A 26,143-nucleotide genomic window follows, 5' to 3' on the forward strand; every position below is an offset into this window, starting at 1 on the left:
CTACTTGGGCTGGCAGACCACGTCGACGAGCGCCGGGCGGCCGGTGGCCATGACGTGGTCGGCGGCCCGGCGTACCGCGGCCCGCACCGCGTCGGGGTCGGTCACCGGCCCCTCGGCCTGCCAGCCGAAGCCGCGGGCGACGGCGGCGAAGTCGGGGGCCGGGGTGTCGATCGCCATGCCGATGGCGGCCCGGTCCAGGGGGGTGCCGCGCTGGCGGGCCAGCCGCTCCTGGTGCTCCCAGTCGTTGTAGTAGGCGCGGTTGTTGAACATCACGACCAGCATCGGCAGCTCGTACCTGGCGGCCACCCACAGCGCGCCCACGTCGAACATGAGGTCGCCGTCGGGCTGCAGGTCGACCACCAGCCGCCCGGTGCCCTTGTGGGCGAGGGCCACGCCGAGCGAGATGCCGATCTGGGTGGCCGTCCCGAGCTGCCGGCCCGGGTGCCGGTGGGGGCGGTCGAAGTCCCAGGTGCGCAGGGCCCACTCGGCGGCGGTTCCCGCGGTGAGCACCCAGTCGTGCTCGCGGACCACCTCCCAGACTTCGGCGGCCAGCCGGGCGGTGGACACCGGCGAGTCCCCGGCCTGCTTGTCCGCGGCGGTCCGCCAGCCGGCCCAGGTGTCCCGGTGCAGGTCGCGCAGCTCGTCGCGCCACGCCTCCCGCCGTGCCCGCCGCATCTGCGGCTCCTGGGCCAGGACGCGGCGGCACTCGTCCAGCAGCAGCGGCAGCGCCACCGAGGTGTCCGCGGTAACCTGCAGGTCGGTCGGGACCAGCTCGGCGTAGTCCTCGCTCCACGAGGAGATGCCCACGTCGTTGAAGCCCAGGTCGAGGATGGCGGTGCCGGCGGCGAGGCGGGAGGTGATCCGCCGGGTGGCGGACTCCAGCCGCTGGGTCGCCTTGCCCATGTCCTTCACGTCGACGAACAGCACGCAGTCGGCGCGCTCCAGCGCCGCGGAACCGGTCACGTTGAGCTCGTGCCGGTTGGGGAAGTTCAGCCGCCAGTGGGTCTCGACCGCGCCGATCCCCACCTCCGCCGCGAGGAGGGTGAGGGTGTCGAAGGATTCCGGGTGCCGGCCCGGATAGCCGAGCACCATCACGGGGCGGTCGGCGGCGCACAGCCGCCGGGCCAGGTCGCGCAGCGCGGCCGGCTCAGGCGCCAGGGCCGAGGGCAGCGCGGCGAGGCGAGCCAGGTCCTGGAGCGGCACGGGGTCGCTCACCTGGTCCTCCTGCAGCCCGGCGTCGAGCGCGACGTAGACCGGACCGGCCGGCTGCTCGCGGGCGATCCGGTGGGCGCGGGCGAGGATGGCCGGCACCGAGGCGAGCGAGCGCGGTTCGTGGTCCCACTTGGTGTAGGCGCGCACCGCCTCGCCCTGCACGTTGGCGGAGTGGATCCAGTCGATGTTGGGCCGGCGGCGGACGTGGTCGGCGGGGCCCGAGCCGCCGAGGACGAGGACCGGGGTGCGGTCGATGTAGGCGTAGTAGACGCCCATGGTGCCGTGCAGCAGCCCGACGAGGTCGTGCAGGATGACGGCCATCGGCTCGCCGGTCACCTTCGCGTACCCGTGCGCCACGCCCATCGCGATCTTCTCGTGCGGGCACTCGATCATGGTGATCTCGTCGCCGCCGTAATTGACGAGCGAGTCGTGCAGCCCGCGGAACGACGAGCCGGGGTTGAGCGCGACGTACTTGAGCCCGAGCCCGCGCAGCACGTCCACCATCACGTCCGAGCCCCAGACCGGCTCGGAGTAGGGGGCGAAGTTCACCACAGGGTCACCGTCACGGTCTTCTCGCGGGTGTACGACACGAGTTCCTCCAAGCTGTTCTCTTTGCCCAGGCCGCTGCTCTTCCAGCCGCCGAACGGGGTGCCGGTCGGGCGCCTGCCGGTGCCGTTGACGTAGACGTAGCCCGCCTCCAGCGCGGCCGCGGTGCGGTGCGCGGCCGACACGTCCCTGGTCCAGACGTTGGCGGTCAGGCCGAGCGGCGTGTCGTTCGCACGGCGGACCACGTCGTCGACGTCCCGCCAGGTGAGCAGCGACATGACCGGCCCGAAGATCTCCTCCCGGACCACGGTCATGGTGTCGTCGAGGCCGGTGAGCAGGGTCGGTTCGACGAAGAAGCCGCGCGGGCGACCGGCCGGGCGACCGCCGCCGTACGCGATGGTGGCGCCCTCCCGGCGGGCGGTGTCGAGATATCCCAGGACCCGGTCGTGGTGGGCGCGGAAGGCGAGCGGCCCGACCTGGGTGTCCTCCCCCATCGGGTCGCCGACGCGCAGCCGCGCCAGCTGTTCGACGAGCGCGTCCTGGAACCGCCCGGCGATGTCGGCGTGCACGTAGAGGCGGGAGGTGGAGCCGCACGACTGCCCGGTGCACCGGGCGATGTTCATCCCGGCGATCGCGGCCGCGGCGGCCCGGTCGACGTCCACGTCGGGGAAGACGATGATCGGGTTCTTGCCGCCGAGTTCGAGCGTGACGTGCTTGATCCCCTCCGCCGCGCCGTGGAGCACGGCGCGGCCGGAGGGGACGGAGCCGGTGAAGGCGATCCGGTGCACGCCAGGGTGGGCGACCAGGGCCGCGCCGGCCGCCGCGCCCGTACCGGTGATCACGTTGAGCACGCCGGGGGGAAGCACGTCGGCGGCGATCCTGGCGAGTTCGAGCGCGGACAGCGACGACTGCTCGCCCGGTTTGAGCACGACCGTGTTGCCGGTGGCGAGCGGTGCGGCGACCTTGCCCGCGGCGAACTTGAACGGATGGTTGAACGGCACGATCCTGGCCACCACCCCGTACGGCTCGCGCACCGTGTAGGACAGCGTGTCCGGTGCGGGCGGAGCCGTACTGCCCCGGGCTTCCGGCGCCAGCCCGGCGTAGTAGCCGATCTCGGCGACCGCGCCGGTCACGTCGGCGCGCGCGCCGGACAGCGGCAGACCGGCGTCGCGGACGTCGAGGTGGGCCAGCCACTCCGCCTCGGCGTCGATGCGCCGGGCCAGCTCCCGCAGCAGGGCGCCGCGGCGCGCCCAGCCGAGGTCGCGCCAGCCGGGGGCGGCCGCGTGGGCGGCGTCCACGGCTGCCTCGACGTCCGCCGCGCCGGCGGCGGGTATGGTCGCGATGAGCTCCTCGCTGGTCGGGTCCACGGCCTCGATCCGGCCACCGGCCGCGGCGTCGACCCAGGCGCCGCCGACCAGCATCAGGCGGTGCTGCACATCGGCCGGGCTCATCGGGGAGCCACCCGGGCGTGGACCACCGCGGTCGCACCCTCGCGGACCGCCGCGAGCGCGTTCCGCAGCGATGGCCCCAGCTCGTCCGGATCCTCGACGGGGCCTGTCGCCCAGCAGCCGTACGAGCGGGCCAGCGCGGCGATGTCGACGGCAGGGTCCGCGATGCGCATGCCGATCCAGCTGTTCTCAGCCGGGCGGCCACGCTCGTTCGCCACCTCTGCCTGATGCGGCTCGTCGTTGTAGAAGGAGCTGTTGTCGTTGACCACGATCAGCGCCGGTATCCGGTAGTGGGTGGCGGTCCACAGCGCACCGGCGGCCATCAGCAGGTCGCCGTCGCCGATGATGCCGACGGCGAGCTGGCCACGGTCGCGCGCGGCGAGCGCTCCGCCGATCAGCGCCCCCGGCCCGTAACCGACGCCGCCGCCCCCTGAGTGGCCGAGGTAGGAACCGGCGCCCGGCAGCTGCCAGAGCCCTTCCGGCCAGGTCCGGGTGTTGCGCAGGCACAGCAGATGGTCGGCGTCGCGTACCGCCTGCCAGACCTCGCCGACGAGCCGGGCCGGAGAGATGCGCCGGTCCGCCCAGCGGGCCTCGACGGCCCCGCGCTGCCGCCGTCGAAGCCGGGCCGCGCGCTCGCGCACGACCTCACGACGGGCCGATGCGGCCGCCGGTTTCACCCGGTCGGCGAGCGCGTCGAGCAGCATCCGCAGGCCGAGCAGCGGATCGCTGAGCAGCGCGATGTCGCGTGGGTACGGCGCGGCCCCGGCGTTGCTCCAGGAACGCAGGCCGAGGTCACCGTGGGACAGGTCGATGACCACCCGGGCGTCCGCCGAACGTTCGGGGCCGCCGTGGCGCGGGCCGCGCGGGCGCGGGTTCAGTATGGCGGCCGGGTCGACGACGTCGACGGCGAGGACGACGTCGGCCTCGCCGATGACGCCCCGATCACCCGTGCAGTTCTGCGGGTGGGCTGTTGGGAGCGCGGTCATGTTGCGGTCGTCGTGGTAGGCCGCGCCGAGCAGCTCCACGAGCGCGGCCAGCGGCGGGGCCGACGCCGGGTCGAGGGCAACACGCCCAGCGATCACGACCGGGCGCTCGGCGGCGGCGAGGGCGTTCACCGCCTCCTCCAGGATGGCCGGATCCGGTCCGAAGGCGGGTGCGGGGAGGAACGCGCGGGGGTCGGGAAGGGGTGGGACCGCATCGAGGCGTTCCTCCTGCCCACCGGCGTCGAGCGAGACGTACGCCGGTCCGCGCGGCGCCGACAGCGCCCGCTGCCTGGCCCGCAGCAGGTCGGCGGCGAACGCGCCGGCGGTGGCGGGTTCGGCGTCCCAGACCACGAAGTCGCGGACCAGCTGCGCCTGGGTGGTGGCGGAGTGGCTCCAGTCGATGGCGCGGCGCAGCGCCGGGTCGGCCGGGCCGCTGCCGCCGAGCAGCAGCAGCGGTGTGCGGTCACACCAGGCGTTGTAGACGGCCATCGAGGCGTGCATCAACCCGACGAGATCGTGCACGGCGGCCACGCCGAGCCGTCCGGTGGCCTTGGACCAGCCGTGGGCGAGCGAGACCGCGATCTCCTCGTGCAGGCACAGCAGCAGCTGCGGGCTCCGGTTGCCGCCGTGGTTGACCACCGAGTCGTGCAGGCCCCGGAACGATGAGCCGGGGTTCATCGGCAGGTACGGCACGTCCTGGGCATGCAGCAGGTCGACGACGAGGTCACTGCCCCACGCGGGGAGCCCCCGCGTGGGCGACAGTCCCTCCGGCCGTTCCACGTCGGGATTCACGCTGTCACCGCCGGGATAGCGGCGACATCGACGGCGGCCAGGAGGTCATCGGCGGTCAGGCGTTCGGGGTCGGCGGCCAGTTCGGGCCGTTGTGCCACGGCGGCGAGGACGGTCTTGCGCATCCGGCGGCCGTCGAAGCCCGCGCAGGCGGTGGCGAGTTTGGCGTGCAATGGCGTGTCCTCGGCCAGCGGCCGCAACTTCGGCCAGAGGGTGGCGAGTTCGGCCAGCGACGAGGCGACGATGCGGGCGAGGACGTCGGTGTCAGGCAGGTCCAGCTCCAGCACCAGGTCGGCGCGGGACAGGAACGCCTCGTCGACGGCCCCGGTGAGGTTGGTGGTGGCGAGCAGCAGCAGATGGGGGCACGCGTCGCGGAGCGAGTCGAGGCCGGCGAGGACGGCGTCGGTGGCGCGGTGCACGTCGACCGGGTTGGTCTCGAAGGAGGCGGCGCTCCGGCGTACCGCGAGGGCTTCGACCTCGTCGACGAGCACGACGGTGTGCGGGCGGCGGGCGGCGAGTTCGGGCAGGGTCTCGGTGAACAGCCGCCGGACGGCGCGCTGGCTTTCGCCGAGCATCTCGCCGGGAAAAGCGTGCGGGTCGACCTCCACGAACGTGGTGGCGCCGCGGGCGGCGACCGCGACGGCCGCCGCCTGGGCCAGGCCCTGGCACAGGGTGGTCTTGCCGGTGCCGGGCGGCCCGGACAGGACCACCAGGCCGTGCGGCGGCCCGGAGAGCGAGCGCAGCGCCCGCCCGTGGCGCAGCACGAGAACGGCCGTGCCGAGCAGGCGCTCTTTCGTCCCCGGTGGGACGATCATCGAGTCCCAGGGGCCGTCGTGGTGGTCGGCGGGCAGGGTGTGGATGCCGCTGATACCCGGCGGCAGGCGAAGGTCGGCCACGGTCAGGGCCAGCTGGGGCGGTGCGGCGCCGGCCAGTCCACGGTGCCGGGATCGCCGGCCTGCCGGTCGCGGATGTGCGTCGGCGGCTCCTCGAAGAGCACCAGCGGGTCGCACAGGGCCCGCATCGTTTCGAGCAGGCTGTCGAACATGTGGATGCGCACCACCTTCGCGGTGCGTTCCGGGTCGTCGTTGAAGTGCTGGTGCCACAGGAAGTGGTCGACGACGATCAGGTCCCCCTTGCGCCACGGGTGCACCGTGCCGCCTTCCGGCTCGGTGCCCAGGTAGGTGTGGCCCTGACCGTCCAGGACGTACAGCCAGGCCTCGCCGGGGTGGCGGTGCATGGACTGGCCACGCCGCGGGGCGATTTCAAACATGGCCATGGTGATGCCGGACGCCTGGTAGCCGATGGCGCGGTCGAGCAGGAAGGTGGTGCGCGTGCCGCGCGGGGTGTTGACGAGTTCGAGATCGTCCCAGCTGGTGTGCAGCCGTCCGGCGCGGCGGGTGGCCTGCTCGCGGCCGAGACGGCGGACCCGCCGTGCGTATGGGTCGTCCCCGTCCAGGTGCGCGGTGAACTCGGGCCGTGGCGCCAGGTCGCGGTACGGGGTGTGCCCGGCGTCCTCCACGATCGACATGCCCATGGTGGAGAGCATCGGCTCGCTGGAGAAGGTGAGGTAGCGCGCGGTCGCGGAGCCGTCGTTGCCGGTGCGGTGCCAGGCCCAGGCGGGGATGTGCAGCGAGTCGCCGGGCCCCCATTCGACGCGCTGCCCGTCGATCTCCGTCCACCCCCAGCCGGCGACGACGAGGACCATGGCGTCCCACGAGTGCCGGTGCACGGTGGTGACCGTGCCGGGCGGGAACTCGTGGGCGAGGGCGTCCATGGTCCGGGTGGGACGGTCGCCGTCGACCCCGACGTACACGCCGATACGGCTGCCGCGCGGACTGTCGTGCAGGGTGACGTCGGCGAGGGACACCACGTCGCGGCGGTTGTCCCGCCAGTCCTCGATGAACTTCGCCCGCCGGGTCTTCTGCACCTCGTAGTGGCTGACGCCGGTGGTGGTCCGGGCCCTCACGAGGCCGGCTCGAAGTAGTGGACGGTGTCGTAACCGAGGTGCTTGAAGACGCGGTTCTGGGCGTTGAACAGCCGCAGCGGGGTGCCGTCGGCGGCGAACAGCTGGCAGACGTGGTTCTGCGGGACGTAGAGCGTGTCGCCGCGGGTGATCTCGTACCGCTTGGGCTCCAGCGCGACGCGGGCGTAGTACTTCTCCGCGATCTCGGCCTCGACCTCCCACTGCAGGGCGTAGCCGGAGCCGTCCAGGACGTAGTAGACCTCGTCGGCCATCTTCCAGTACTTGCCGCTGCGGCCGCCGGCGGGGATGTCCAGCTCGAAGGCGTCAGTGCTGAAGATGCGGCCGTCGGTGCGGTCCGGCGAGGCCATGACGCGGACCCGGCCCAGCGGGGTGTCCTCCCACACCGTGTCGGCGGGGCTGATGACCTTCTTGCGCTCCAGCACGCCCGGCGTCCAGATCCGCGACCAGTCCTCGCGCGGGCCGAACTCCTCCGGGCGGTCGATCGGCCCGGAACGTCCCTGCTGGATCAAGCCCATGAACATCCAGGTGCACTTGGCCTTCACGACCAGCGCGACGGCCCGCTCCTGGTAGGGGTTGAAGTGCCGGTGCACCGAGTCGGTGTGCACGTAGACGAGGTCGTCCTTCGCCCAGTCGTAGCGCTGGTCGTCGTGGATCTCGTAGCCGCGCCCCTCCAGGATGTAGAAGGCGGCCTCGTTCTGGTGGCCGTGGCCGTGGTTGGACGATTCCGGCGGCAGCTCCACGAAGTGGACCTGGATCGTCTGGGTGAGGAACTCCTCGTCGCCCGGGCCGATGCGCCACCAGGTGCGGCTCTTCTCGCTGTCACCGGAGTGACCCACCTTCGCGTCGTCCACGACGACGCTGTCGTCGCGGACCCGGTGCACGGCGAGTTGGCGGCTGCGGAACTCGCCGAGGCCGTAGGTCTGCGATGTCAGTCCGCGTACGAAGACACGTCCACTCTTACCCAATGCCCGCTCCATTCCTCATCGACCGGCCGCAAGCTCGATCGAACTGGACGAATGGTATAACCGTTCTACCAGACGTCGCAAGGCGCTATCGCCCGCGAGTCCCGATAGGGTAATATGGTTAGTCCATTAGCCATATGGTTCCGGAGCGCGAGAGGACTGTGATAGTGCCTACGGTCACCTTCGTTTCCATTGACGGATCCCGGCACACGGCGAACGCCCGGGTCAGGGAGTCGGTCATGGCAGCGGCCGTCCGCAACGGCGTCCCCGGCATCATCGGGGAGTGCGGCGGCAACGCCTCGTGCGCCACCTGCCACGTCTACGTGGGCGAGGACTTCATGCCGCTGGTCGGCCCGCCCGGCGACCTCGAGGACGACATGCTCGACCTCGCCGTCTCCGATCGCCGGCCGACGAGCCGGCTGTCCTGCCAGATCAGCGTGACCGAGGCGCTCGACGGCCTCGTCGTCGAGACGCCGAAGGAGCAGCCGTGACCGGCGCCGGTGTCCTGGTCGTCGGCGCGAGCCAGGCCGGCGTGCAGCTGGCGGTTTCGCTCCGCGAGCACGGCCATGACGGGCCCATCACTTTGGTCGGCGCCGAGTCGCAACCGCCGTATCAGCGTCCCCCGCTGTCAAAGGCCTACCTGGGCGGGGCCGCCGACGCCACCTCCCTCGAACTGCGTGACCAGGCGTTCTACGCGAGCAAGCGGATCGACCTGCTGCCCGCGGAACGTGTCACCCATATCCGCCGGTTTCCGTCCGGCACCGCGCTCACCGATCAGGGGCGCGTGCTCGATTTCGACCGTGTCGCCCTGACCGTCGGGGCGCGGGCCAGACGGCTCACCGTACCGGGCTCCGACCTCACCGGCGTCTGCTACCTGCGCGATCTCGCCGACGCCGCCCTGCTGCGCCATCACCTCACCCCGGCCCGCCACGTCGTGGTCGTCGGCGGCGGCTTCATCGGGCTCGAGGTCGCGGCGGTGGCCCGGTCCGAGGGCCGCGACGTCACCGTCGTCGAGGCTGCCCCGCGGCTGATGACCAGGGCGGTGGCCCCGGTGGTCTCGGAGTTCTACCGTCGCGCCCATGCCCGGCGGGGCGCCGAGGTGCTGCTCGGGGCGCAGCTCACCCGGATCGAGGGCGAGCACGGCCGGGTCACCGGGGTCCGCCTCGCCGACGGCGCCCGGCTGCCCGCCGACCTGGTCGTCGCGGGCGTCGGCGTCGTGCCGCGCACCGAGCTCGCCGAGCAGCTGGGCCTCTTGTGCGACGGCGGGATCGTCGTCGACGAGTTCGCCAGGACCAGCGATCCGTCCGTCGTCGCCGCCGGTGACTGCACGGTGCTGCCGAACCCGCTGACCGGCGAGGGCCGGGTGCGCCTGGAGTCGATGCCGAACGCGATCGCGCAGGCCCGGGTCGCCGCCGCGACACTGGCCGGCAAGCCGCAGCCGTACGCGGACGTGCCGTGGTTCTGGTCCGACCAATACGACCTCAAGCTGCAGATCGCCGGCGTCGCGGACGGCTACGACCAGGTCGTCGTGCGCGGCGACCCGGACGGCGAGGCGTTCTCGGCGCTGTACTACCGCGGCGGTGCGCTGCTGGCCGTCAACGCGGTCAACCGCACCGCCGACTACCTGGTGGTACGCAAGGCGCTGGCCAAGGGCACCCCGCTGCCGGCGGACCTGGCCGCACGCGCCGACGTGCCGCTCAAGGACCTGCTCGTCGCGACCCCCGCTCCCTAGAGCCCGGCCTCCTTGAGCCGGGCGTCGAGGCGGGGGTACACCCGCCGCGTGTTGCCCTCCAGCACCTTCGCCCGCGCCTCCGCCGGCAGATCGAGGGCGTCGATGTAGCGCTTCGTGTCGTCCCAGTGGTGCCCGGTCTCGGGATCGACGCCGCGCACCGCGCCGAACATCTCGGAGGCGAACAGGATGTTGTCGACGTCGATGACCCGGTGCAGCAGGTCGATCCCGGCCTGGTGGTAGACGCAGGTGTCGAAGAAGACGTTGCGCATGACATGCTCCGCCAGCGGCGGCCGCCCGAGCCGGTCGGCCAGCCCCCGGTAGCGGCCCCAGTGGTACGGCACCGCGCCGCCCCCGTGCGGGATCACGAACCGCAAGGTCGGGAACCGGCCGAACAGGTCGCCCTCGAGCAACTGCATGAACGCGGTGGTGTCCGCGTTGATGTAATGCGCGCCGAGCGCGTGGAAGTTGGGGTTGCAGGATTCCGAGACGTGAATCATCGCCGGCACGTCCAGCTCGACCATCGCCTCGTACAGCGGGAACCAGTACTCGTCGGTCAGCGGCTTGGCGGTCCAGTGGCCGCCGGACGGATCCGGGTTGAGATTGCAGCCGACGAAACCCAGCTCTCCCACGCACCGGCGCAGCTCCGCGATCGAGTCGTCAAGCGATCCGCCCGGCGTCTGCGGCAGCTGGCAGACCCCGGCGAAGTGCCGCGGGAACAGCTCGGCCACCCGGTGCACCAGATCGTTGCAGACCTGCGCCCAGGCGCGGGCGGTGGCCGGGTCGGCGACATGGTGCGCCATGCCCGACGCCCGCGGCGAGAAGATCATCAGGTCGCCGCCGCGCTCGCGCAGCAGCCTGAGCTGGGTGCCCTCGATGCTCTCGCGGATGGCGTCGTCGCTGATGGCGGCGAGCCGCGGCGCCGGGCGGCCATGGTCGGCCAGGCGGGCCAGCTGGTCGTCGCGGAAGGCCCCGAGCGCGGCCGGTGCGGTGGTGTAGTGGCCGTGGCAGTCGATGATCATTCGTCCGGCTCCTGGTCGACGTAGGTGAGTCCGTGGCGCGCGAGCCGCTCCCGCATCCCGCCGACGTCGAGGCTGAGCTCTCCGGCCAGGTAGCGGGCCCGGGAGGCCGCCTCCTTCTCCTCGCGCGCCCGCGCGGCGGCCAGGACCTCGTCGGCCCGGCGGCGCGGCACGACGACGACCCCGTCGTCGTCGGCGACGATCACGTCCCCGGGGTGGACCAGCGCGCCGGCGATGACCAGCGGGGTGTTGACGTCGCCGAGGGTCTCCTTGACGGTCCCCGTCGCGGAGACGCACGTCGACCAGACCGGAAAGCCCATCCGGGTCAGCTCCGCCACGTCCCGGCACCCGGCGTCGATCACCAGTCCGCGTACCCCGCGCGTCTGGAGCGCGGTGGCGAGCAGTTCGCCGAAGTAGCCGTCCCCGCAGGGCGAGGTGGGGGCCACCACCAGGAGGTCGCCGGCGCGGCACTGCTCCACCGCGACGTGGATCATCCAGTTGTCGCCGGGCGGCACGCTGACCGTCACCGCGGGGCCGCAGGCGCGCGCGCCCGGGTAGATCGGCCGCAGGCGCGCGTCCAGCAGGCCGGTACGCCCCTGCGCCTCGTGGATCGTCGCGACGCCCAGCGCCGCGAATCCCGCCACCGCCGACTCGTCGGGGCGGTGGATGTTACGGACGACGATGCTCATCCCACTCCCCCGGTCAGGCGTTCGGCAGCACGGACACGTGGATGGCGTCCGGATCGCCCTGCCCTGCCACCGTGCGGACCGCGCTGTCCACGTCGTGCAGGCCGAACGTGTGCGTGGTGAGCAGGTCCAGCGGGAAGCGGTCCGAGGCCAGTTGCGCCAGGGCCAGCTCGCAGGACCGGTAGCTGTGCCCGCGGGCGCTCTTGATGGTGATGGCCTTCTCGGTCACCTTCTTCACCGGGAAGTCGGGGAAGGCGGCCATCTCTCCCTGGATCAGCAGCGTCCCGGCCCGCCGCTTCAGCGCGTCGATGCCCAGCAGGACGGGGGTGACACCGGCGCCCGAGGTGCAGTCGAGCACCACGTCGACGCCCTTCCCCCCGGTGATGTCCATGATCTGCTCCAGCGGGTCGTGCGCCTGGACGTCGATGACGTGGTCCGCGCCCAGGGTCCTGGCGAGCTCCAGCCGGGCGGCGTCCCGCGTCGTGCCGGTCACGATGATGCGCGAGGCGCCCGCCTGCTTGCACGCGACCGTCTGGGCCAGTCCCTGCTGGCCCGGCCCCTGGATGAGCACCGCCGAATCGTAGCCCACGCCCGCGTCGAACAGCGCCCACTCGATGCCGTTCGACATCGGCGTGGCGATCCCGGCGCGCTCCGCCGAGACCCCGTCCGGCACCCGGTGCAGGACGGCGTTCCACGGCAGGTACATGTACTGGGCGAAACCACCCCAGAGGTGGTACGGATTCTCCGCCGAGGTGTAGCCGTAGCGGCGCGCGTCCGGGTTCGTCCGCCAGTCGGTCGCCTCGCAGTGGCGGTACTCGCCGAGGTGGCACCATTCGCACCGGCGGCACGGCACGTAGTGTTCGACGAAGACCCGGTCGCCCTCGGCCAGGCCCTGCCGTTCCCGGAAGGTCCGGCCGGCGCGGGCGATCACGCCGACGTTCTCGTGGCCCATGATGACCGGGTCCTTGATCACCGGCTTGCCGTACATCTTGACGTCGGTGCCGCAGATGCCGGCCACCTCGACCTTGAGCAGCGCGCCGTCGTCGGGAATGTCCGGCATCGGGTACTCACGGAACTCGGTCGTGCCGGGGGCCGTGCGCACGGCTGCCACCACCTGCTCTGCCATGAACGTTCCTCATCTCAACGGTGCGGCCACTCTAGCTGAAGGTCTTATGGTAATACCATAAGACGTGCTACGGTCTCCAACCATGGCGCTCGTACCGCTCACCGCCGTGACCCGTACCCAGGGCAACAACGCAGCCCTCAAGGAGGGCGCCGTCACGCCCGACGGCTTCCCCCTCGCCTTCCAGGAGGTGCCCGTCCTGGTCCAGGCGTTCCGCCGGATGGTGCGCACGCTGGAGTTCGACGTGTGCGAGATGGCGTTCACCACCTACCTGTGCGCGAAGGCGCACGGCAAACCCTTCACGGCCCTGCCCGTCTTCCTGGTGCGCGGGCTGCACCACGGCGCGATCCGGCGCGGCGCGGAGGTCCGCACGCCGGCCGCGCTGCACGGCCGGCGGGTCGGCGTCAGCCGCGGCTACACCGTCACCACCGGCGTCTGGGCCCGCGGCATTCTCGCCGACGAGTACGGCGTCGATCTCGACCGGGTGACCTGGGTGCGCTCCGGCGACGAGCACGTGGCCGAGTACCGCCCGCCGGGCAACGTGGCGGACGTTCCGGCCGGTTCTGACCTGGAGACGATGCTGGCCGGCGGCGACCTCGCCGCGGCGATCGGGGTCGAGTCGGACGCGTTCCCGACTCTCATCCCCGACGCCGAGGAGGCCGCCTTCGACGCGCTGCGCCGCCGCGGCCTCTACCCCATCAACCACCTCGTGGTGGTCAAGGACGCGCTGCTCGCGGAGCACTCCGGGCTCGCGCCCGCCCTCTTCGAGGCGTTCGCCGAAGCCAAACGGCGTTACGTCGACCGCCTCCGCCGCGACGCGATCGGGGCGCCCACCCGGATCGACCGGATGCACCGGCGGGTCATGGACATCACCGGCGCGGATCCGCTGCCGTACGGCATCGCCCCGAACCGGCCGATGATCGACGAGCTGATCCGCCATGCCGTACGGCAACGGATCATCGAACGTCCGCCTGCCATGGCGGAGCTCTTCCCGGAGAGCACCCACCAGTTGATCGCCTGAGGAGGTAGGCCATGCGGATCGTCATCGCCGCGGACCACAACGGAGTGGCCATGAAGAAGCGGCTCGCCGCCTGGCTCGCGGATCGGGGCCACGAGGTCGACGACCTGGGCACCCACGGCGGCGACGTCGTCGACTACCCGGCCCTGTGCGCGTCCGTCGGGGAGCAGGTCGCCGGCGGAAGCGCCGAACGCGGGATCGTGGTCGGCGGCACCGGTGGCGGCGAGGCGATCGCCTGCAACAAGATCCGGGGCATCCGCGCCGGGCTGTGCCACTCGGAGTTCCTCGCCGAGATCTCCAGCGCCCACAACCGCAGCAACGTCCTCGTCCTCGGCGCCAAGGTGATCGACGAGGAGGCGGCCGTGCGGATCGCCGAGGTGTGGCTCATCACGCCGTTCAAGGGCGGAGTGCACCAGCGGCGGCTCGACCAGATCGAGGCGCTGGAGCGCGGCGAGCCGCTCGGCTGACGGACCTCGGCTGACGGACCTCGACTGACGGACGAATCGGTCAGCCCGCGTTCGCGTCGAGGAACGCGAGCACCCGGGCGGGCGCGCTCCGCCGCGTCTGCTCGCTCACCGGCGCGTCCCAGTACTCCACCAGCGGCAGGCACTCCTGCAGGTAGCGGGCCGCCGACGGAGCGTGCGAGGCGTCCTCGCCGGGCACCACCAGCGCCGGGATGTCCAGCTGCATGAGATCTTCCGGCTCGGCCCCGGGCACGGTGTCCCGGTCGAACAGCACCCGGGCCATACCGGCCACCATCGCGGTGTACCGGCCGGTGTCCAGCTTCGCGTAGACCTCGGCGAACCCCGGATCCCGCCGCAGCACGGTCACCCACGGACCTGGCCGCGGATCCTGGCTGAAACCGGCTTCGGTGCTGGTCGCGAGCGTGACGACCTGCTCCAGGCCGTGCTCGGCGACGTACGCCAGATGCCGCCAGAGCCGCTCGTGCTGGGTGATTCTGTACCGCGGGCCCCCAGCCGGCGAGTAGAGCACCATGCTCGCCACCGCCTCCGGATAGGCGACCGCGAACGTGGTGACGATGGAGCAGCCGACGCAGCCGCCCATCAGGTGCGCCCGCGCGAAACCGAGGTGGTCGAGCAGTCCCTTGCCCTGGACCGCGTAGTCGAGCCAGCCGATGCGCTGCACCCGGCCGCCCGACCGCCCGGACTCGCGCCGGTCGAAGGTGATGCACGTGTAGTTGGCGGCCAGCTGGTCGAGCAGGTCCAACCGGCGGTAGACGCCCTGCGTCCGCCAGTTGTCCCGGACGGCGTTGAAGCCGCCGGGCGAGAACATGAGCAGCGGCGGCCCGTCACCAGTTGTTTCGTAGTCGGTGACGATGCCGTCGATGAGCGCGGTGGGCACGACAATCTCCGTTCCAGTGAGGTGGACGCCCGGCCGCCCGGTCCGCCCTGTGCGGCGGCGCCGGTTGACCCGTGGCGGTCAGGCGCGGGGGCCGCCTTTGATCTGCTGCCCGGCGCGTACGTCCGCGGCGTAGGCGGTGATGGCGTCGTAGCTGATCCTGGCCACGTTCGCGTACGTCTCCTGCGGGTCGTCCAGCGCCGATTCCGCGTACCCGATCGCCGCGGTGGCCATCCGCATCCGCCCGTCCAGCCACGGCCCGCCGCCATGACCCCCGACCACCGGAATCGACACCGCGCTCGCGACGGCGGCACCGGCGACAGGGCCGGAGTTGGTGAAGTTCAGCAGCGCCGCCCCGGCGGCCTCCAGCCGCTTGGCCTCCTCCACGAGAGCGTCGGTCATCTCCGCCGGAACCTGGGCGCTGGAGCCCGGGTCGGCGGTATACGCCATGCCGAAGCGCAGCGCCGTCTGCGGCGTGATCCCGAACTGGGCGAAGACGGGGATGCCAGCGCGGTTGACCGCTTCAACCGCGTCCAGATGGTCGGCCGCACCGTCCAGTTTCACCATGTCGACGCCGGCCTCCTTGACCAGCCTGATCGCGGCTCGTACCGCACTGGCCGGCCCTTCCTGCAGCGGCCCGAACGGGAAGTCGCAACTGACCAGCGCCCGGGTGACCCCCCGCCGTACCGCCTGGGCGACGACGATCATCTGGTCCATCGTCACCTCGAAGGGGTTCGGCTGCCCCCAGAGGTTGATGCCCACCGTGTCGCCGACCGAGACGATGTCCACGCCGGCCCGGTCGACGATGCGGGCCATCTGGTAGTCCCACACCACCACACCGACGATCTTCCTTCCGGCCCGCTTCATCGCCTGCACCGCGGGGACCGTAACCTGGCTGCTCATTGTCGACCTTTCAGTACCGGCTCTAGGCCCGCAGCGCCGTGAGCACCTCGGTCACGTCGTTCTCGTCCTCGCTCACCAGCAGGACCCGGGCGTGCGGGCGCAGCGCGGCGACCGCCAGCCGGGTGTCCTGCCCGCCGGTCAGCACCAGACCGGCGGTCATGATCCCGCCCAGCGTGCAGGCGTCGCCGATCGCGGCGGCGACCGCGGCGCCGTCGTTGGCCGTGGCGACCATGACGGCCGCGTCGACGCCGACCAGTTCGTCACTCAGCCACGACTCGGTCCCGTCCACGGACCGCAGGACGACGTCCGCGACGTCGCCGTCGGCGGCGGGCGCGGGCGCGGCCTGCGTGAAGAAGCGGGCGTTGTTCCAGCGCCCCTCGGCGGCCCGGCGGATGACGGCGGCCGCCGCCTCGTCGAGCGCCACGACGCGGGTCGCCCGGGCGGGGGCGATCGGTACGTTGATCCTGAAGCGGGCCTCGGCCGCGGTGGCGGCGCGGGCGCAGCTGTTGAGCAGGATCGGCTGGCCGGCCATCCTCACACCGAGGCCTGCGGGACGCCCGGGGTGACCGTCACGGCGTCGCGGCACGCTTCCAGGAACGATTCCTCGCGCGGGAGGACGACGGCGGCTGACCGCACCCGGTGGTGCGCCGGGTCGACCCCGGGCGGGGTCACCCCCTCATCCCGGAGCGCGATCGCCGCCTTGCGCAGCTTCTGCCGCGCCTTGATGATCCCGCTGTCGGCGGGGACCAGCCGCTCCTTGGAGCGGTCGACGATCGGGCCCATGCTCTCCTGCAGCGAGGAGTCCTGGATCGCGATGCCCCTGATCCCGGAGTAGTCCTCGCCGCGCCGCTGCGCCTCGCGGTCCATCAGGTAGTCGTTGTCCTTGTTGCGCACCGGCCGGTACGTGCCCGGGATGTTCTCGCTGTGCACGCCGAAGCCGTCCATCATGGCCTGCCGCTCCGCGTCGGTCAGCGGGCGGACCGGGTGGTAGTCGAAGGTGTAGACCCAGCAGTTCTCGTCGTCGATCGGGACCCAGAGGTGCCCGTGCACCGGATGGTCGCCGCGCGGCGGGACCATCGTGAAGCTCGGCATGATCCACGGCGTGATGCGCCAGTAGTACGTGCCCTCCTCCGCGTTGCGCCGGGCGCCGACGAACAGGCCGCCGTCCGCCTCCGCGACCTCGAAGTACGGCTTCAGGTCCTTCATGTTGTACTGGTTGCCCCGGGCGCCCTTGAACAGCGGGTCGGTCTTCAACGCGCCGGAGTGCAGCCAGGAGACGTGGCTGGAGTCGATGCCGCCCTCGAGCGCCTGCAGCCAGTTGCACTCCTGCCAGCGCTTGGAGGTGAAGGTCTGCTCCGGCGGCACCTGGGCGAACTCGAACTCGGGCAGGCCAGGCCGCTTCGCCGGGTCGCCCATGTACGTCCACAGGATGTCCCCGACCTTGACCAGCGGATACCCGGTGAGCTTGACGTTGCTGCAGAAGTTGCTGTTCTCCGGCTCGGAGGGGACCTCGACGCACTGGCCGGTCACGTCGTACTTCCAGCCGTGATAGCTGCAGCGCAGGCCGCCCTGCTCGTTGCGGCCGAACCACAGCGACGCTCCACGATGGGCGCAGAACTCGTCGATCAACCCGTACCGGCCCTCGCTGTCGCGGAAGGCGATGAGGCGCTCGGAGAGGATCTTCACACGGACGGGCGGGCAGTCGTTCTCCGGCAGTTCCTCCGCGAGCAGCGCAGGCATCCAGTACTGCCGGAACAGGGCGCCCATGGACGTGCCCGGCCCCGTCTGCGTCAGTAGCTCGTTGAGCTCCTGTCTGAGCATCCGCTGTTCCTTCCCTTGGTGCTATGCGCCATCCTTAAGAGCTAATCATCATACCATTCGACCAGTTTGCGCAAGGCGGCACCAACATGCGTTGACCTGTGCCTGAAGACGAGCCGCGCAGATCGAGGCCCTGGCTTTCCCTCGACCTGCGCGACATGATGGGGGATTTCTAAGCCTCGGGCGCCACGGCCATGGCGCTGGGCTGGTCGGCCTTCCGGGTAGCGGACCTTGAGGTCGAACAGCTCGGTGAACAGGCCGGCCGGGTGGCTAGCCGTCCTGCCCGGTCGTCAGCCGGTCCTGATCAGCCGGCCCGAAGTGGCCAGGACGGCGATGGGCCTGACCTAGCTGGTCAAGGTGGTGACCAGCCGCCTGACCAGGGTGCGCGTCTCCTCAAAGGAGGCGTCGCGCAGGGCGGGGCTGTCGAGGAGCGAGCGCATCACGCCCATGCCGAGCAGCAGCGCGCCCACTAGCTCGGCCCGCAGGGCGGGGTTCTCACCGCCCATCCGCTCGGCGAAGTCGGGCAGATAGCCTTCGCAGATCTGCGTACGCAATTGATCGCGGATAGCCGGGCGCCCCGCGGAGCGCAGCATGACCAGGAGCGGGTGCTCGCCGTCGAACTGCTCCCAGTCGGCGAAGTCGACGTCGTGCAGCAACGTGTCGGTGATGTGGGTGAGCGGACGCGCCGGGTCGGCAGTGAGGCCGGTCGGGATCTCCCCCACAGCTCCGCGGCATCCCGCGAACCCGGTCAGCTACCGGTCCTGATCAGCCAGCGCAGAACTCGGGCGGTGTCCACACCCACGGCAGCCTCCACTCTGGACAGCAGGTTCGCCACCTCATCGCGAAGCTCGTCCGGGCAGCTCGCGTAGGTGCCGGCCGCGTCACGCGAGCGCCACATCGCCAGGTCAGTACGGGCACCCAGGCTCAGCGCCTCGTCAGGGTCACCGGCCAGCCGGAGATCCGCCCGGATTCGTGTCCACGGGTCGCGATCGACGAGTAGTCGATGGGCGGCATGCCGTACATGACGGGGATGGCCGGGACCGAGCAGCGCCCACAGCCGCTCGACCGGCACGCGCGGCCCCAGGGAGCGCAGAGTGGTGACCACCTGACGGACCACCACGGGCGCCGGATCTTCCAGCATCCCGCCAAGGTCCGTCTTCGCGCCCAGGCGGCGCAGTGTCCGCACAGCTTCCGCGCGGACACGCGGTCTGGGATCCTCCAGGTAGGGAAGGACCAGGTCAGCGTCGGCGACGGTGCCGCAGTCACCGAGCCCGGCCAGGAGCCCACGCCCGTTCCCTGCGGCGACCAGGCGGTGACGGTAGAAGTCGGCTGGATCCTCGCGCGCCCGGCGGACCGCCCACTGCGCCGTCAATCGCACCATGGAGGCGTTGTCATCCAGGAACTGCGGCCCGTAGTCAGTCCGGCCGAGCTGCACCAGAGCGGTCAGCGCCTCGACGCGCACCCGCGCCGACGTACTCTCCAGGAGCTCCTCCACGAGCTCGGGCCGGTTGCCGTCGATCGCCTGGGCGGCCAGGACCTGAGCGCACCGCCTGCGGGAGATGATGTCGGACTCGTGCAGCGCCGCCGCCGCAAGCTGCCGCCAATCCATACGCCCGGCCTGCAACGACACATCGAAGGCGAATCGCCGCCCGCGCAGGTCTTCGCATCGCCGTACGGCGTCCAGCGTGTCGTCGTCAGCGCGCAGCAACGCCTGGCGGGCCAGCTCGGCCAAGGGACGGCCACGTCGCCGTTCACCGAGCCGCGCCGCCATCGGGACGATCGCCCGGAGAGCAGCCGCATCCGGCGGGGTGAAGGCTTCGGACAGGACCCGCAACGCCTCGTCCTGAACCACGGGTATCCAGTCCACGGCCCGGATGGCCAGAACCGGAAGCAACCGCACGTCCGTGACCATCAGGGGGTGCCCAACCGATCTCTCCCGTTCGCGGCCGTCACGACCGCAGGCGGCCAGCGCGACCGCGAGCGGGTTACCCATCCGCTGTACGATGGGCGCCAGCGTGACGCGCGGGTCGCGGTAGCCGTACAACCAGGGACGTAACGCCCCGTCGAGCTCGATCCAAAGCTTCGGCCCCGCCGTGGTCACGACATCGAGCGCCTGCCCTGCGAGCTGATCGTCGGCGACGGCGCTGAACAGCGCGCCGGCCAGATCGTCGAGAGCGGCGCGGCGACCCCTCACGGCCAGGTGGACCAGCCTTTGGATCGAATCCATGAGCGGGTCAACGTGCCTCTCCTCATACCCGATGACCTGCCGAAACCATGCCCCCGCGCCTTTCATGTGGTTATCGTGCCACGCGGCGCTGCTGGATTCGTCGGGTAAGGCCACCGCGTCCGGTACGTTCCGCTCCGCGGCAAGTCTCATATCGAGGGAGTAGAGATGGACGGCGAGCGTTTACCGGACGAGGTCGTGCTGGACCTGATGGCCCGACAGCTGTCCAGCGTGATGGGCAAGCCCTCGGTCATGTTCTCCATCGCGGCCTTGGCCATGCAGTAGATCAGGCCGGGGCCGCGCATCCGTATGGCCCGCAAAGCCGTCTACGGCGCGGCCACCAGCACTTCCTCGGTGGCCGCCATGCGGCTCTCATGGCGCTTCGAAGGGAAATGTATGAGCGTGATGCGCGAGGACTGCTTTCAAGTCAGCCGTTCTCCCGCGCGCATCGCGTTGAGATAGGTCACCACAGCGCGCACCCGGCGGTGATCCTGCGCCGACCCCGGCAGCCCGAGTTTGCTGAAGATCGATCCGATGTGACTTTCGACGGTGCGTTCACCGAGCCACAGTTGACCGGCGATGGCCGCGTTGGAGCGACCTTCCGCCATCAATTCCAGCACGGACCGTTCACGATCGGAGAGTACGGCGAGGGGATTCGCCATCGTGGCCCGGCGCAACAGCGTGCTGACCACCGTAGGGTCGAGGACGCTCCCGCCCGCGGCCACTCGATCGAGCGCGTCCAGGAACTGGTCCACGTCGAGCACGCGGTCTTTCAGCAGATAGCCGAACCCTTCGCTGCTGGTGACGAGTTCCACGGCGAACTGGGTCTCCACATGCTGGGAGAGCACGAGTATCCCGATGCGCGGATGATTCTTGCGAATGTGGACGGCCGCCCTGGCACCCTCATCGGAATAGCCCGGCGGCATCCGTATGTCGGTCACCACCACATCCGGTTGGTGTTCGGCCACCAGGCTGAGCAGGGTATCCGCCTCACCGCACCGGCCGACCACCTCGTGACCGCGGTCGGTCAGCAGTCCGGCCAAGCCCTCCCGGAGCAAAGCCGCGTCCTCCGCGATGATTATCCGCATGGCAGTACCACCTCCACCGTCGTGCCCGTACCCGGCTGGCTTCTGACCACGAGAGTGCCGCCGTGTGCCCGCGCCCGGTCGGCCATTCCGGACAGCCCGCCGCCCTTGGCGTCCGCCACCGCGCCGCCCCGCCCGTCGTCGGCGACGGACATTCTCAAGGTCGCCCCGTCGAGGGCTCCCCGCACGATCACTCGTGACGGCGCGGCGTGTTTTACCGCGTTGGTCACGGCCTCACAGACAATGAAGTACGCCGCCGCCTCCAGCTCGGAGGGGATACGACTGTCCGGGACGTTCACTTCCACGGGGATGGGACTGTTCTGGGTCAGATCGTCGAGCGCGGCCCGGAGCCCGTCGTCCAGCCGGGTGGGCCGAATGCCGGCCGCGATGGCGCGTAGATCTCCGATCGCCTCGCCGACCTGCTGCACCGCGGTGTCCAGCGCTGGGGCGATGACGCTCGCGCCGGACGGTAGCGAGTGCTGCAGCCGGCGCAGCGAAATACCGAGGGCGACGAGGCGCTGCTGGGCCCCGTCGTGCAGGTCACGTTCGAGACGCCGCCGCTCCAGGTAGCCGGCTTGCACGATACGCTCCCTGGACGCCTTCACCTCTTCGAGCTGGTGCTTGACCTGGAGGTGGAGGCGGGCCATCGCGAGCGTCCCCGCGGCTTCGCCGAGCACGCTCCTGACCAGCTCCGGTGTGTAGCTGAGGGCCACTGAGTGCTCGATGACGGCGACTTGCGATCCGGCGAAGCGCACCGTGGAATGCGCTCGCCCGGCGCCAGGGTCCAGCACGGCCGGTTGATCGTCGATCGTTCTCCAGCCCGCCTCGCACGGGAAGTACCCGCGCAGCGTGGCGTCCCCGAGTATCCGGCCGAGCAGCGGCACGATGTCGCCCAGTTCGGCGTCGCCGCAGTGCAGCCGTCCCGTGTACTCGCGCAGCGCGTTCATCGCCGCGAACTTCCGGGAGGCGAAGCGGCGGTCGATGAACTTCTGCGCCGCCGTACGCGCCTGGAAGAAGATCACGGCCGCGGCCGCGGTAGCGAGAGCGGTCCCCCAGGACGAGCCGGCGCCCACGAGCAGGCCGCTGCCGATCGTGACGGCGAGGAAGACGACGGCGACCAGCAGCGTCAGCGACACGTAGACCAGCGTGCGGTTGATCAGGCGTTCGATGCCGTAGAGGCCGTGCTTGGTGACGGCCACGATGACGGCCGCCACGACGAGCAGCTGGGCGGCCGACACGGCGACGTCTACGTACCGCATGTCGAGACTGCCGGTCAGGGCCAGCACGCACCCGATCAGCGAAACCGGGGGCAGCACCGCGGCGACGGTCAGCCACAGCAGTTGCAGCCGCCGTTCGCCCGTCGCCCGTCGCAGGCGACGGGCGACGATCACCACGTTGGCGGCGAGGAGTCCCCACAGCACGAGCCAGCCGGCCGCGAAGATCACATCGCCGAACGGTTCGAACCAGGAGACATGGAAGACGTTGGGCCGGCCCTCGTACGGCGCGGGCGTCACCGGGGCCCCCGCGATCCCGGCGACTCCCAGCGACACGGAGGCCCCGAGGATTCCCCAGAAACACCACCGGTCCGATGAGCCGGAGAATCGTCCGTCGGGGAAGAGCAGGACGATCGCCGCCGGCCAGGCGTACACGAGCCCGAAGAACGCCTGCGGAACCGCGGCCAGCGCGTGGGCCGCGGACAGCACCAGGTCGGGCGAGGACGGCAGGAGCTCGACCGCCGCCACCGCCGCCATCCGGCAGAGCTGCAGTCCGATGACCAGGGTTCCGCAGACCATCAGGGTCCACCCCACCCGGTTACTCGCGCGGCGCAGCACGATCAGTGCACCCGCGACCACCGGGGCCAGGCGCGCGAGGACACCCAGCGGGTGAAGCCAGGGATCGACGGCAGCCGGCAGGTGGAGCGGCATCGCGAACCACAGATCGCCGACGCTCACCGCCACCGACAGCCCGATGGCGGCCACACTGGCATAATGCGGGCGGTTCATGCCCAGATCGTAGGACGAGGCCGCTAGCACGGAACATCCGAGCCAGCACGGAGCCGCGAACACCAGCGGTCTAGTCTGTGGCGTGCTTCGCGGTGCGTAGCGCCAGTACGGCGATGAGCACCAGCGGCACATCCTGGGTGACGATGTCGAACAGTCCCAGTTCGAGGCTGAACGGTGCGAAAGGCAGCGCCAGGCCCCCGACGAGCCCGATCACGGGCAGCACCAGCAGCCAGCGTGGCACCGCGCGAGCGAGCCAGAGCGCGGCCAGCAGGACGAGGACGCCGAGCGAGGTGACGGCCAGGCCGCCGAAGATCCCGATCTGGGACAGTTCGGCATGGTCGGTGATGTAGGTCAACAGTTTCTCGCCCTGCTCACCTGACAGGGCCGCCGTGTTCAGCACGTACCCGTAGGTGACTCCCTCGGCGGCGATGCCCTGCCCGAAGAAGATGATGCCGGTGACCGTTACGGCGCCGCCCACGGCCGCGACCACGGAACCGCGCGCGCGGCACAGGGCATAAGCGAGCACGGGAAACGAGGCGAAGGCCAGGAGCGCTCCGGGTGCGCCCACGAAGATGTGCATCGCCCACCACTGTTCGCGGATGGGCGAGAGGTTCTCGTAATCCAGCATGGCGAGGCTCGGATGCCAGAGCGAGAACACGGTACGGAGCACCATGCCGACGATGAATAAGACGAAGGTCACGTACAGGCCGGGTGCGACCCGCACGCGGGCGGGGGATGTAGTCGTCATATCTCGACACTAGGAAGATCCGCCCGTCGTCACATCGGTGCCAGCTCTTCGGTTCTTTCCGTACTGGCCCGCTTCACGAAGTCCGCGAGGCGTTCACATGAGACGGCCGTCGATGCGCTACCCAATCGCTACAAACATTCGCCGGGTCCGATCGACCGCGGATCCGGCGAAGGTTCTACCACTGCGGGCCGCTGTACGACCGATATACGCCGCTTGTACCTGACGACGAGAACCTCGGTGGTGAACAGCGCGGCAGGCCTGCCGTGATCTCGATCAGCAAAGGGGACACTTTCCGTGAACTCGCTCCTCAAGAAGATGGCCGCGGTCGGCGCCGCGGCGTTCACCGCCCTGGTCGTCACGGCCGGACCGGCGTCCGCCGCCAGTGCCTGGTGCCGCATCGTGGTCTCTTCCTGCTCGACAGGCGCCATCCCGCCCAGCAGCGACCACAAGATCTACGTCGAGGCTCGCGGGAACCACATCTGCGCCGGCGGCTGGAAGGTGTACGACACCGGGAACGGCGCTCTGGTCGGGTCGGGCGTGGTGCCCTACGGCCAGGTCGTCAGGGCGACGATCCCCGGGCTCTACGGCCGGTACTACCTCAAGATCAACGGGTGTCTCGGCCACACGGGGACGATCAGCAACTAAGCGTCCTTCGGCGCGGGAGTAGTGGCCCCAGGACCACCCCCTGGGGCCACTACCTGCGAAAGCCGTACCACGTCCCGGGGCGCGTCGGCGACGGCGCGTTCGCGGGCGTAGAGGCGGACGAGATCGTGAAAACGGTAGCGGGTGGTGCCCGTGTCGTCCTTGCCGGCGACTTCGAGAAGGTGGGCGCCGACCAGTTCCCGCAGCAGCGTGGTCGCCGACTCCGCGTCGACGCCCAGCAGCGCCGCGCCCAGGCCGGCCGGGAAGTCGGGCGCCTCCAGCAGGCCGAGCCCGCGGAACAGCGCCGCCGCGGGGGCGGTCAGGGTGGCGTAGGTGACCGCGAAGCCGGTGCGCACCCGCACGTCGCCGTGGCTGAGCTCGTCCAGCCGGCGGCCGTCCACGGCGAGCCGGTCCGCCAGTTCCCGCGCGCTGAGGTGCACGTCGGCGGAGAGCCGCGCCGCGGTGGTACGCAGCGCCAGCGGAAGACCGGCGCACAGGGCGGCCAGCCGCTCCAGCGTCGGGGCGTCGGCGTCCGGCCCGCCGTGCGCGGCGAGCAGGGCCAGCGAGTCGCGGGCGTTCAGACCGGTCAGCCGGACCAGGTGGGCGCCGTCCCCGGCGGCCAGCCCGTCGAGGCGGTTCCGGCCGGTCACGAGCACGGCGCTGCCCGGCGATCCGGGCAGCAGCGGCCGGACCTGGGCGGCCTCGCGCGCGTTGTCCAGCACGATGAGCACGCGCCGCCCGGACAGGACGCTCCTGAGCAGGCCGGCCCGCTCATCGGGATCGCCGGGAACCCGGCGCACGCCCAGGGCACGCAGGAACCGATCCAGCGCCTGTCCGGGCGAGAGCGGCCGCTGGCCGTACCCCCGCAGATCGGCGAAGAGCTTCCCGTCGGGGAACCGGTGGCCGGCGGAATGGGCCCAGCGGAGCGCCAGCGCGGTCTTCCCGACACCGGCCAGGCCGGTGAGCCCGACCAGCACCGGAACCCTCAGGTCCCGCGTCAGCAGATCCAGCTCGGCGAGCTCCTGCCGCCTGCCCGCGAACGCGGCGATGTCGGCCGGAAGCTGCGACGGGCGCTCTGGCCGGCTCAACCGGACGGTCGCCGGCTGCCGGCCCAAGGCGGCGTCCGCACGAAGGATCGCCTCGTGCAGTTCCCTGAGTTCGGGTCCCGGCTCCAGGCCCAGTTCACGTACCAGTATCTGGCGCCCTTCCCGGTAGACCCCCAGGGCGTCGGCCTGGCGGCCGGACCGGTGGAGCGCGAGCATCAGGTGGGCGCGCAGCCGCTCGCGCAACGGATGGTCGGCGACCAGGGCGGTGAGCTCGGCGATGAGGCTGGTGTGGCGGCCCAGGTCCAGGTCCGCGGTGATCCGCTGCTCGACCACCCGTAACCGGGCCTCGGTCAACCGCAGCACGCTCCGCCGCACGAGCGGCAGCTCCGCGAGATCGCCGAAGGCCGGGCCACGCCACAGCGCCAGCCCCTTCCCGTACACCTCACTGGCCCGCGCCGGCCGCCCGTCGGCCAGGGCGCGATCCCCCTCGCGGGCGAGATCCTCGAAGGTTTCCGCGTCCATCTCCCCCGGCCGGACGACCAGCCGGAATCCCCCAGGCTCGCGGGCGACGCGATCGAGGTCGCCCAGCGCGCGGCGCACCTGGCAGAGGTACGTCCGCAGGTTCTCGGCGGCCGACACCGGAGGCGACTCCCACAGCGACTCCATGAGGCGCTGGACGGACACGCTCCGCCCCGCGTGAGCGGCCAGGGTGGAGAGCAGTATGCGCTGTTTGACCGAGCGAAGCTGAACCGCCTCCCCTCCGACGGTCAACGCCAGAGGACCGAGAATTCCCAACCGCATCCATTACCGCCCATC

24 protein-coding genes are annotated in these 26,143 nt (G+C 71.2%); 5 read left to right on the forward strand and 19 right to left on the reverse strand.

Features of this window, described 5'->3' with window-relative positions:
• The 6 genes from Amac_RS03165 to Amac_RS03190 are packed head-to-tail and all read right to left on the reverse strand — an operon-like array spanning position 1 to position 7,927.
• Positions 1 to 1,761 (reverse strand): thiamine pyrophosphate-binding protein, encoded by a 1,761-nt coding sequence (locus tag Amac_RS03165; RefSeq protein WP_155352771.1) that lies wholly within the window; start codon positions 1,759 to 1,761, stop codon positions 1 to 3.
• A complete protein-coding gene (locus Amac_RS03170) occupies positions 1,758 to 3,209 on the reverse strand; it encodes an aldehyde dehydrogenase family protein (RefSeq protein WP_155352772.1) in 1,452 nt (483 codons plus the stop codon). Before Amac_RS03170 ends, Amac_RS03165 begins: the two co-directional genes overlap by 4 nt.
• Positions 3,206 to 4,981 carry a thiamine pyrophosphate-binding protein gene (locus Amac_RS03175; RefSeq protein ID WP_155352773.1) on the reverse strand — a complete coding sequence of 592 codons (1,776 nt, stop codon included), beginning with the start codon at positions 4,979 to 4,981 and terminating at the stop codon, positions 3,206 to 3,208. Before Amac_RS03175 ends, Amac_RS03170 begins: the two co-directional genes overlap by 4 nt.
• Positions 4,978 to 5,874: an AAA family ATPase gene (locus Amac_RS03180; protein ID WP_218040859.1), complete on the reverse strand. Its 897-nt coding sequence runs from the start codon at positions 5,872 to 5,874 to the stop codon at positions 4,978 to 4,980. Before Amac_RS03180 ends, Amac_RS03175 begins: the two co-directional genes overlap by 4 nt.
• Before the next feature lie 2 nt (positions 5,875 to 5,876).
• Positions 5,877 to 6,944 (reverse strand): cupin domain-containing protein, encoded by a 1,068-nt coding sequence (locus Amac_RS03185; protein WP_155352774.1) that lies wholly within the window; start codon positions 6,942 to 6,944, stop codon positions 5,877 to 5,879.
• Complete coding sequence (locus Amac_RS03190) at positions 6,941 to 7,927, reverse strand: cupin domain-containing protein (protein ID WP_155352775.1); 987 nt, start codon at positions 7,925 to 7,927, stop codon at positions 6,941 to 6,943. Before Amac_RS03190 ends, Amac_RS03185 begins: the two co-directional genes overlap by 4 nt.
• Before the next feature lie 134 nt (positions 7,928 to 8,061).
• Between Amac_RS03190 and Amac_RS03195 the strand changes: the two genes are divergently transcribed.
• Positions 8,062 to 8,415 (forward strand): 2Fe-2S iron-sulfur cluster-binding protein, encoded by a 354-nt coding sequence (locus Amac_RS03195; protein WP_281356242.1) that lies wholly within the window; start codon positions 8,062 to 8,064, stop codon positions 8,413 to 8,415.
• Complete coding sequence (locus Amac_RS03200; RefSeq protein WP_155352777.1) at positions 8,412 to 9,656, forward strand: NAD(P)/FAD-dependent oxidoreductase; 1,245 nt, start codon at positions 8,412 to 8,414, stop codon at positions 9,654 to 9,656. Before Amac_RS03195 ends, Amac_RS03200 begins: the two co-directional genes overlap by 4 nt.
• Here Amac_RS03200 and Amac_RS03205 read toward each other — a convergent pair.
• Genes Amac_RS03205 through Amac_RS03215 form a run of 3 tightly spaced genes read right to left on the reverse strand, consistent with a single transcriptional unit; the run spans position 9,653 to position 12,484 of the window.
• Entirely contained in the window at positions 9,653 to 10,675 is a 1,023-nt protein-coding gene (locus Amac_RS03205; RefSeq protein ID WP_155352778.1) for an amidohydrolase family protein, read from the reverse strand. The genes Amac_RS03200 and Amac_RS03205 overlap by 4 nt on opposite strands.
• Positions 10,672 to 11,361 (reverse strand): 4-carboxy-4-hydroxy-2-oxoadipate aldolase/oxaloacetate decarboxylase, encoded by a 690-nt coding sequence (locus Amac_RS03210; RefSeq protein WP_155352779.1) that lies wholly within the window; start codon positions 11,359 to 11,361, stop codon positions 10,672 to 10,674. The genes Amac_RS03205 and Amac_RS03210 overlap by 4 nt, the downstream gene beginning before the upstream one ends.
• 13 nt (positions 11,362 to 11,374) lie before the next feature.
• Complete coding sequence (locus Amac_RS03215; protein ID WP_155352780.1) at positions 11,375 to 12,484, reverse strand: zinc-dependent alcohol dehydrogenase; 1,110 nt, start codon at positions 12,482 to 12,484, stop codon at positions 11,375 to 11,377.
• Between the two features lie 82 nt (positions 12,485 to 12,566).
• Between Amac_RS03215 and Amac_RS03220 the strand changes: the two genes are divergently transcribed.
• Positions 12,567 to 13,502 (forward strand): substrate-binding domain-containing protein, encoded by a 936-nt coding sequence (locus tag Amac_RS03220; RefSeq protein WP_155352781.1) that lies wholly within the window; start codon positions 12,567 to 12,569, stop codon positions 13,500 to 13,502.
• Positions 13,503 to 13,513: 11 nt separating this feature from the next.
• Positions 13,514 to 13,966: an RpiB/LacA/LacB family sugar-phosphate isomerase gene (locus Amac_RS03225; protein ID WP_174900136.1), complete on the forward strand. Its 453-nt coding sequence runs from the start codon at positions 13,514 to 13,516 to the stop codon at positions 13,964 to 13,966.
• A 40-nt stretch (positions 13,967 to 14,006) separates the two neighbouring features.
• On the opposite strand, the gene Amac_RS03230 is transcribed toward Amac_RS03225, so the two are convergent.
• The 9 genes from Amac_RS03230 to Amac_RS03270 all read right to left on the reverse strand — a co-directional run bounded on the left by Amac_RS03230 (position 14,007) and on the right by Amac_RS03270 (position 23,639).
• Positions 14,007 to 14,861 carry an alpha/beta fold hydrolase gene (locus Amac_RS03230; RefSeq protein ID WP_174900137.1) on the reverse strand — a complete coding sequence of 285 codons (855 nt, stop codon included), beginning with the start codon at positions 14,859 to 14,861 and terminating at the stop codon, positions 14,007 to 14,009.
• Positions 14,862 to 14,939: 78 nt separating this feature from the next.
• Entirely contained in the window at positions 14,940 to 15,761 is an 822-nt protein-coding gene (locus Amac_RS03235; RefSeq protein WP_155352782.1) for a 3-methyl-2-oxobutanoate hydroxymethyltransferase, read from the reverse strand.
• A 22-nt stretch (positions 15,762 to 15,783) separates the two neighbouring features.
• Complete coding sequence (locus Amac_RS03240) at positions 15,784 to 16,293, reverse strand: 3-methyl-2-oxobutanoate hydroxymethyltransferase (protein ID WP_155352783.1); 510 nt, start codon at positions 16,291 to 16,293, stop codon at positions 15,784 to 15,786.
• A gap of 2 nt (positions 16,294 to 16,295) precedes the next feature.
• Positions 16,296 to 17,582, reverse strand: coding sequence for an aromatic ring-hydroxylating dioxygenase subunit alpha (locus tag Amac_RS03245; RefSeq protein ID WP_155352784.1), 1,287 nt, complete (start codon positions 17,580 to 17,582; stop codon positions 16,296 to 16,298).
• Between the two features lie 341 nt (positions 17,583 to 17,923).
• Positions 17,924 to 18,301, reverse strand: coding sequence for a TetR/AcrR family transcriptional regulator (locus Amac_RS03250; RefSeq protein WP_155352785.1), 378 nt, complete (start codon positions 18,299 to 18,301; stop codon positions 17,924 to 17,926).
• Positions 18,302 to 18,327: 26 nt separating this feature from the next.
• Positions 18,328 to 19,806, reverse strand: a complete 1,479-nt coding sequence (locus Amac_RS03255; RefSeq protein ID WP_155352786.1) for a HEAT repeat domain-containing protein — start codon at positions 19,804 to 19,806, stop codon at positions 18,328 to 18,330.
• 419 nt (positions 19,807 to 20,225) lie between these two features.
• On the reverse strand, positions 20,226 to 20,891 hold the full coding sequence (locus tag Amac_RS03260) for a response regulator transcription factor (RefSeq protein ID WP_155352787.1): 666 nt from the start codon (positions 20,889 to 20,891) through the stop codon (positions 20,226 to 20,228).
• Positions 20,882 to 22,891, reverse strand: coding sequence for a sensor histidine kinase (locus tag Amac_RS03265; RefSeq protein WP_170322282.1), 2,010 nt, complete (start codon positions 22,889 to 22,891; stop codon positions 20,882 to 20,884). Before Amac_RS03265 ends, Amac_RS03260 begins: the two co-directional genes overlap by 10 nt.
• A gap of 70 nt (positions 22,892 to 22,961) precedes the next feature.
• Positions 22,962 to 23,639 carry a hypothetical protein gene (locus Amac_RS03270; protein ID WP_155352789.1) on the reverse strand — a complete coding sequence of 226 codons (678 nt, stop codon included), beginning with the start codon at positions 23,637 to 23,639 and terminating at the stop codon, positions 22,962 to 22,964.
• Positions 23,640 to 23,933: 294 nt separating this feature from the next.
• On the opposite strand from Amac_RS03270, the gene Amac_RS03275 reads away from it, so the two are divergent.
• Complete coding sequence (locus Amac_RS03275) at positions 23,934 to 24,284, forward strand: hypothetical protein (RefSeq protein ID WP_155352790.1); 351 nt, start codon at positions 23,934 to 23,936, stop codon at positions 24,282 to 24,284.
• On the opposite strand, the gene Amac_RS03280 is transcribed toward Amac_RS03275, so the two are convergent.
• A complete protein-coding gene (locus tag Amac_RS03280; protein WP_170322283.1) occupies positions 24,281 to 26,098 on the reverse strand; it encodes an AfsR/SARP family transcriptional regulator in 1,818 nt (605 codons plus the stop codon). The genes Amac_RS03275 and Amac_RS03280 overlap by 4 nt on opposite strands.
• Positions 26,099 to 26,143: the final 45 nt, after the last annotated feature.

Source organism: Acrocarpospora macrocephala, from assembly GCF_009687865.1.
Classification (GTDB): domain Bacteria; phylum Actinomycetota; class Actinomycetes; order Streptosporangiales; family Streptosporangiaceae; genus Acrocarpospora; species Acrocarpospora macrocephala.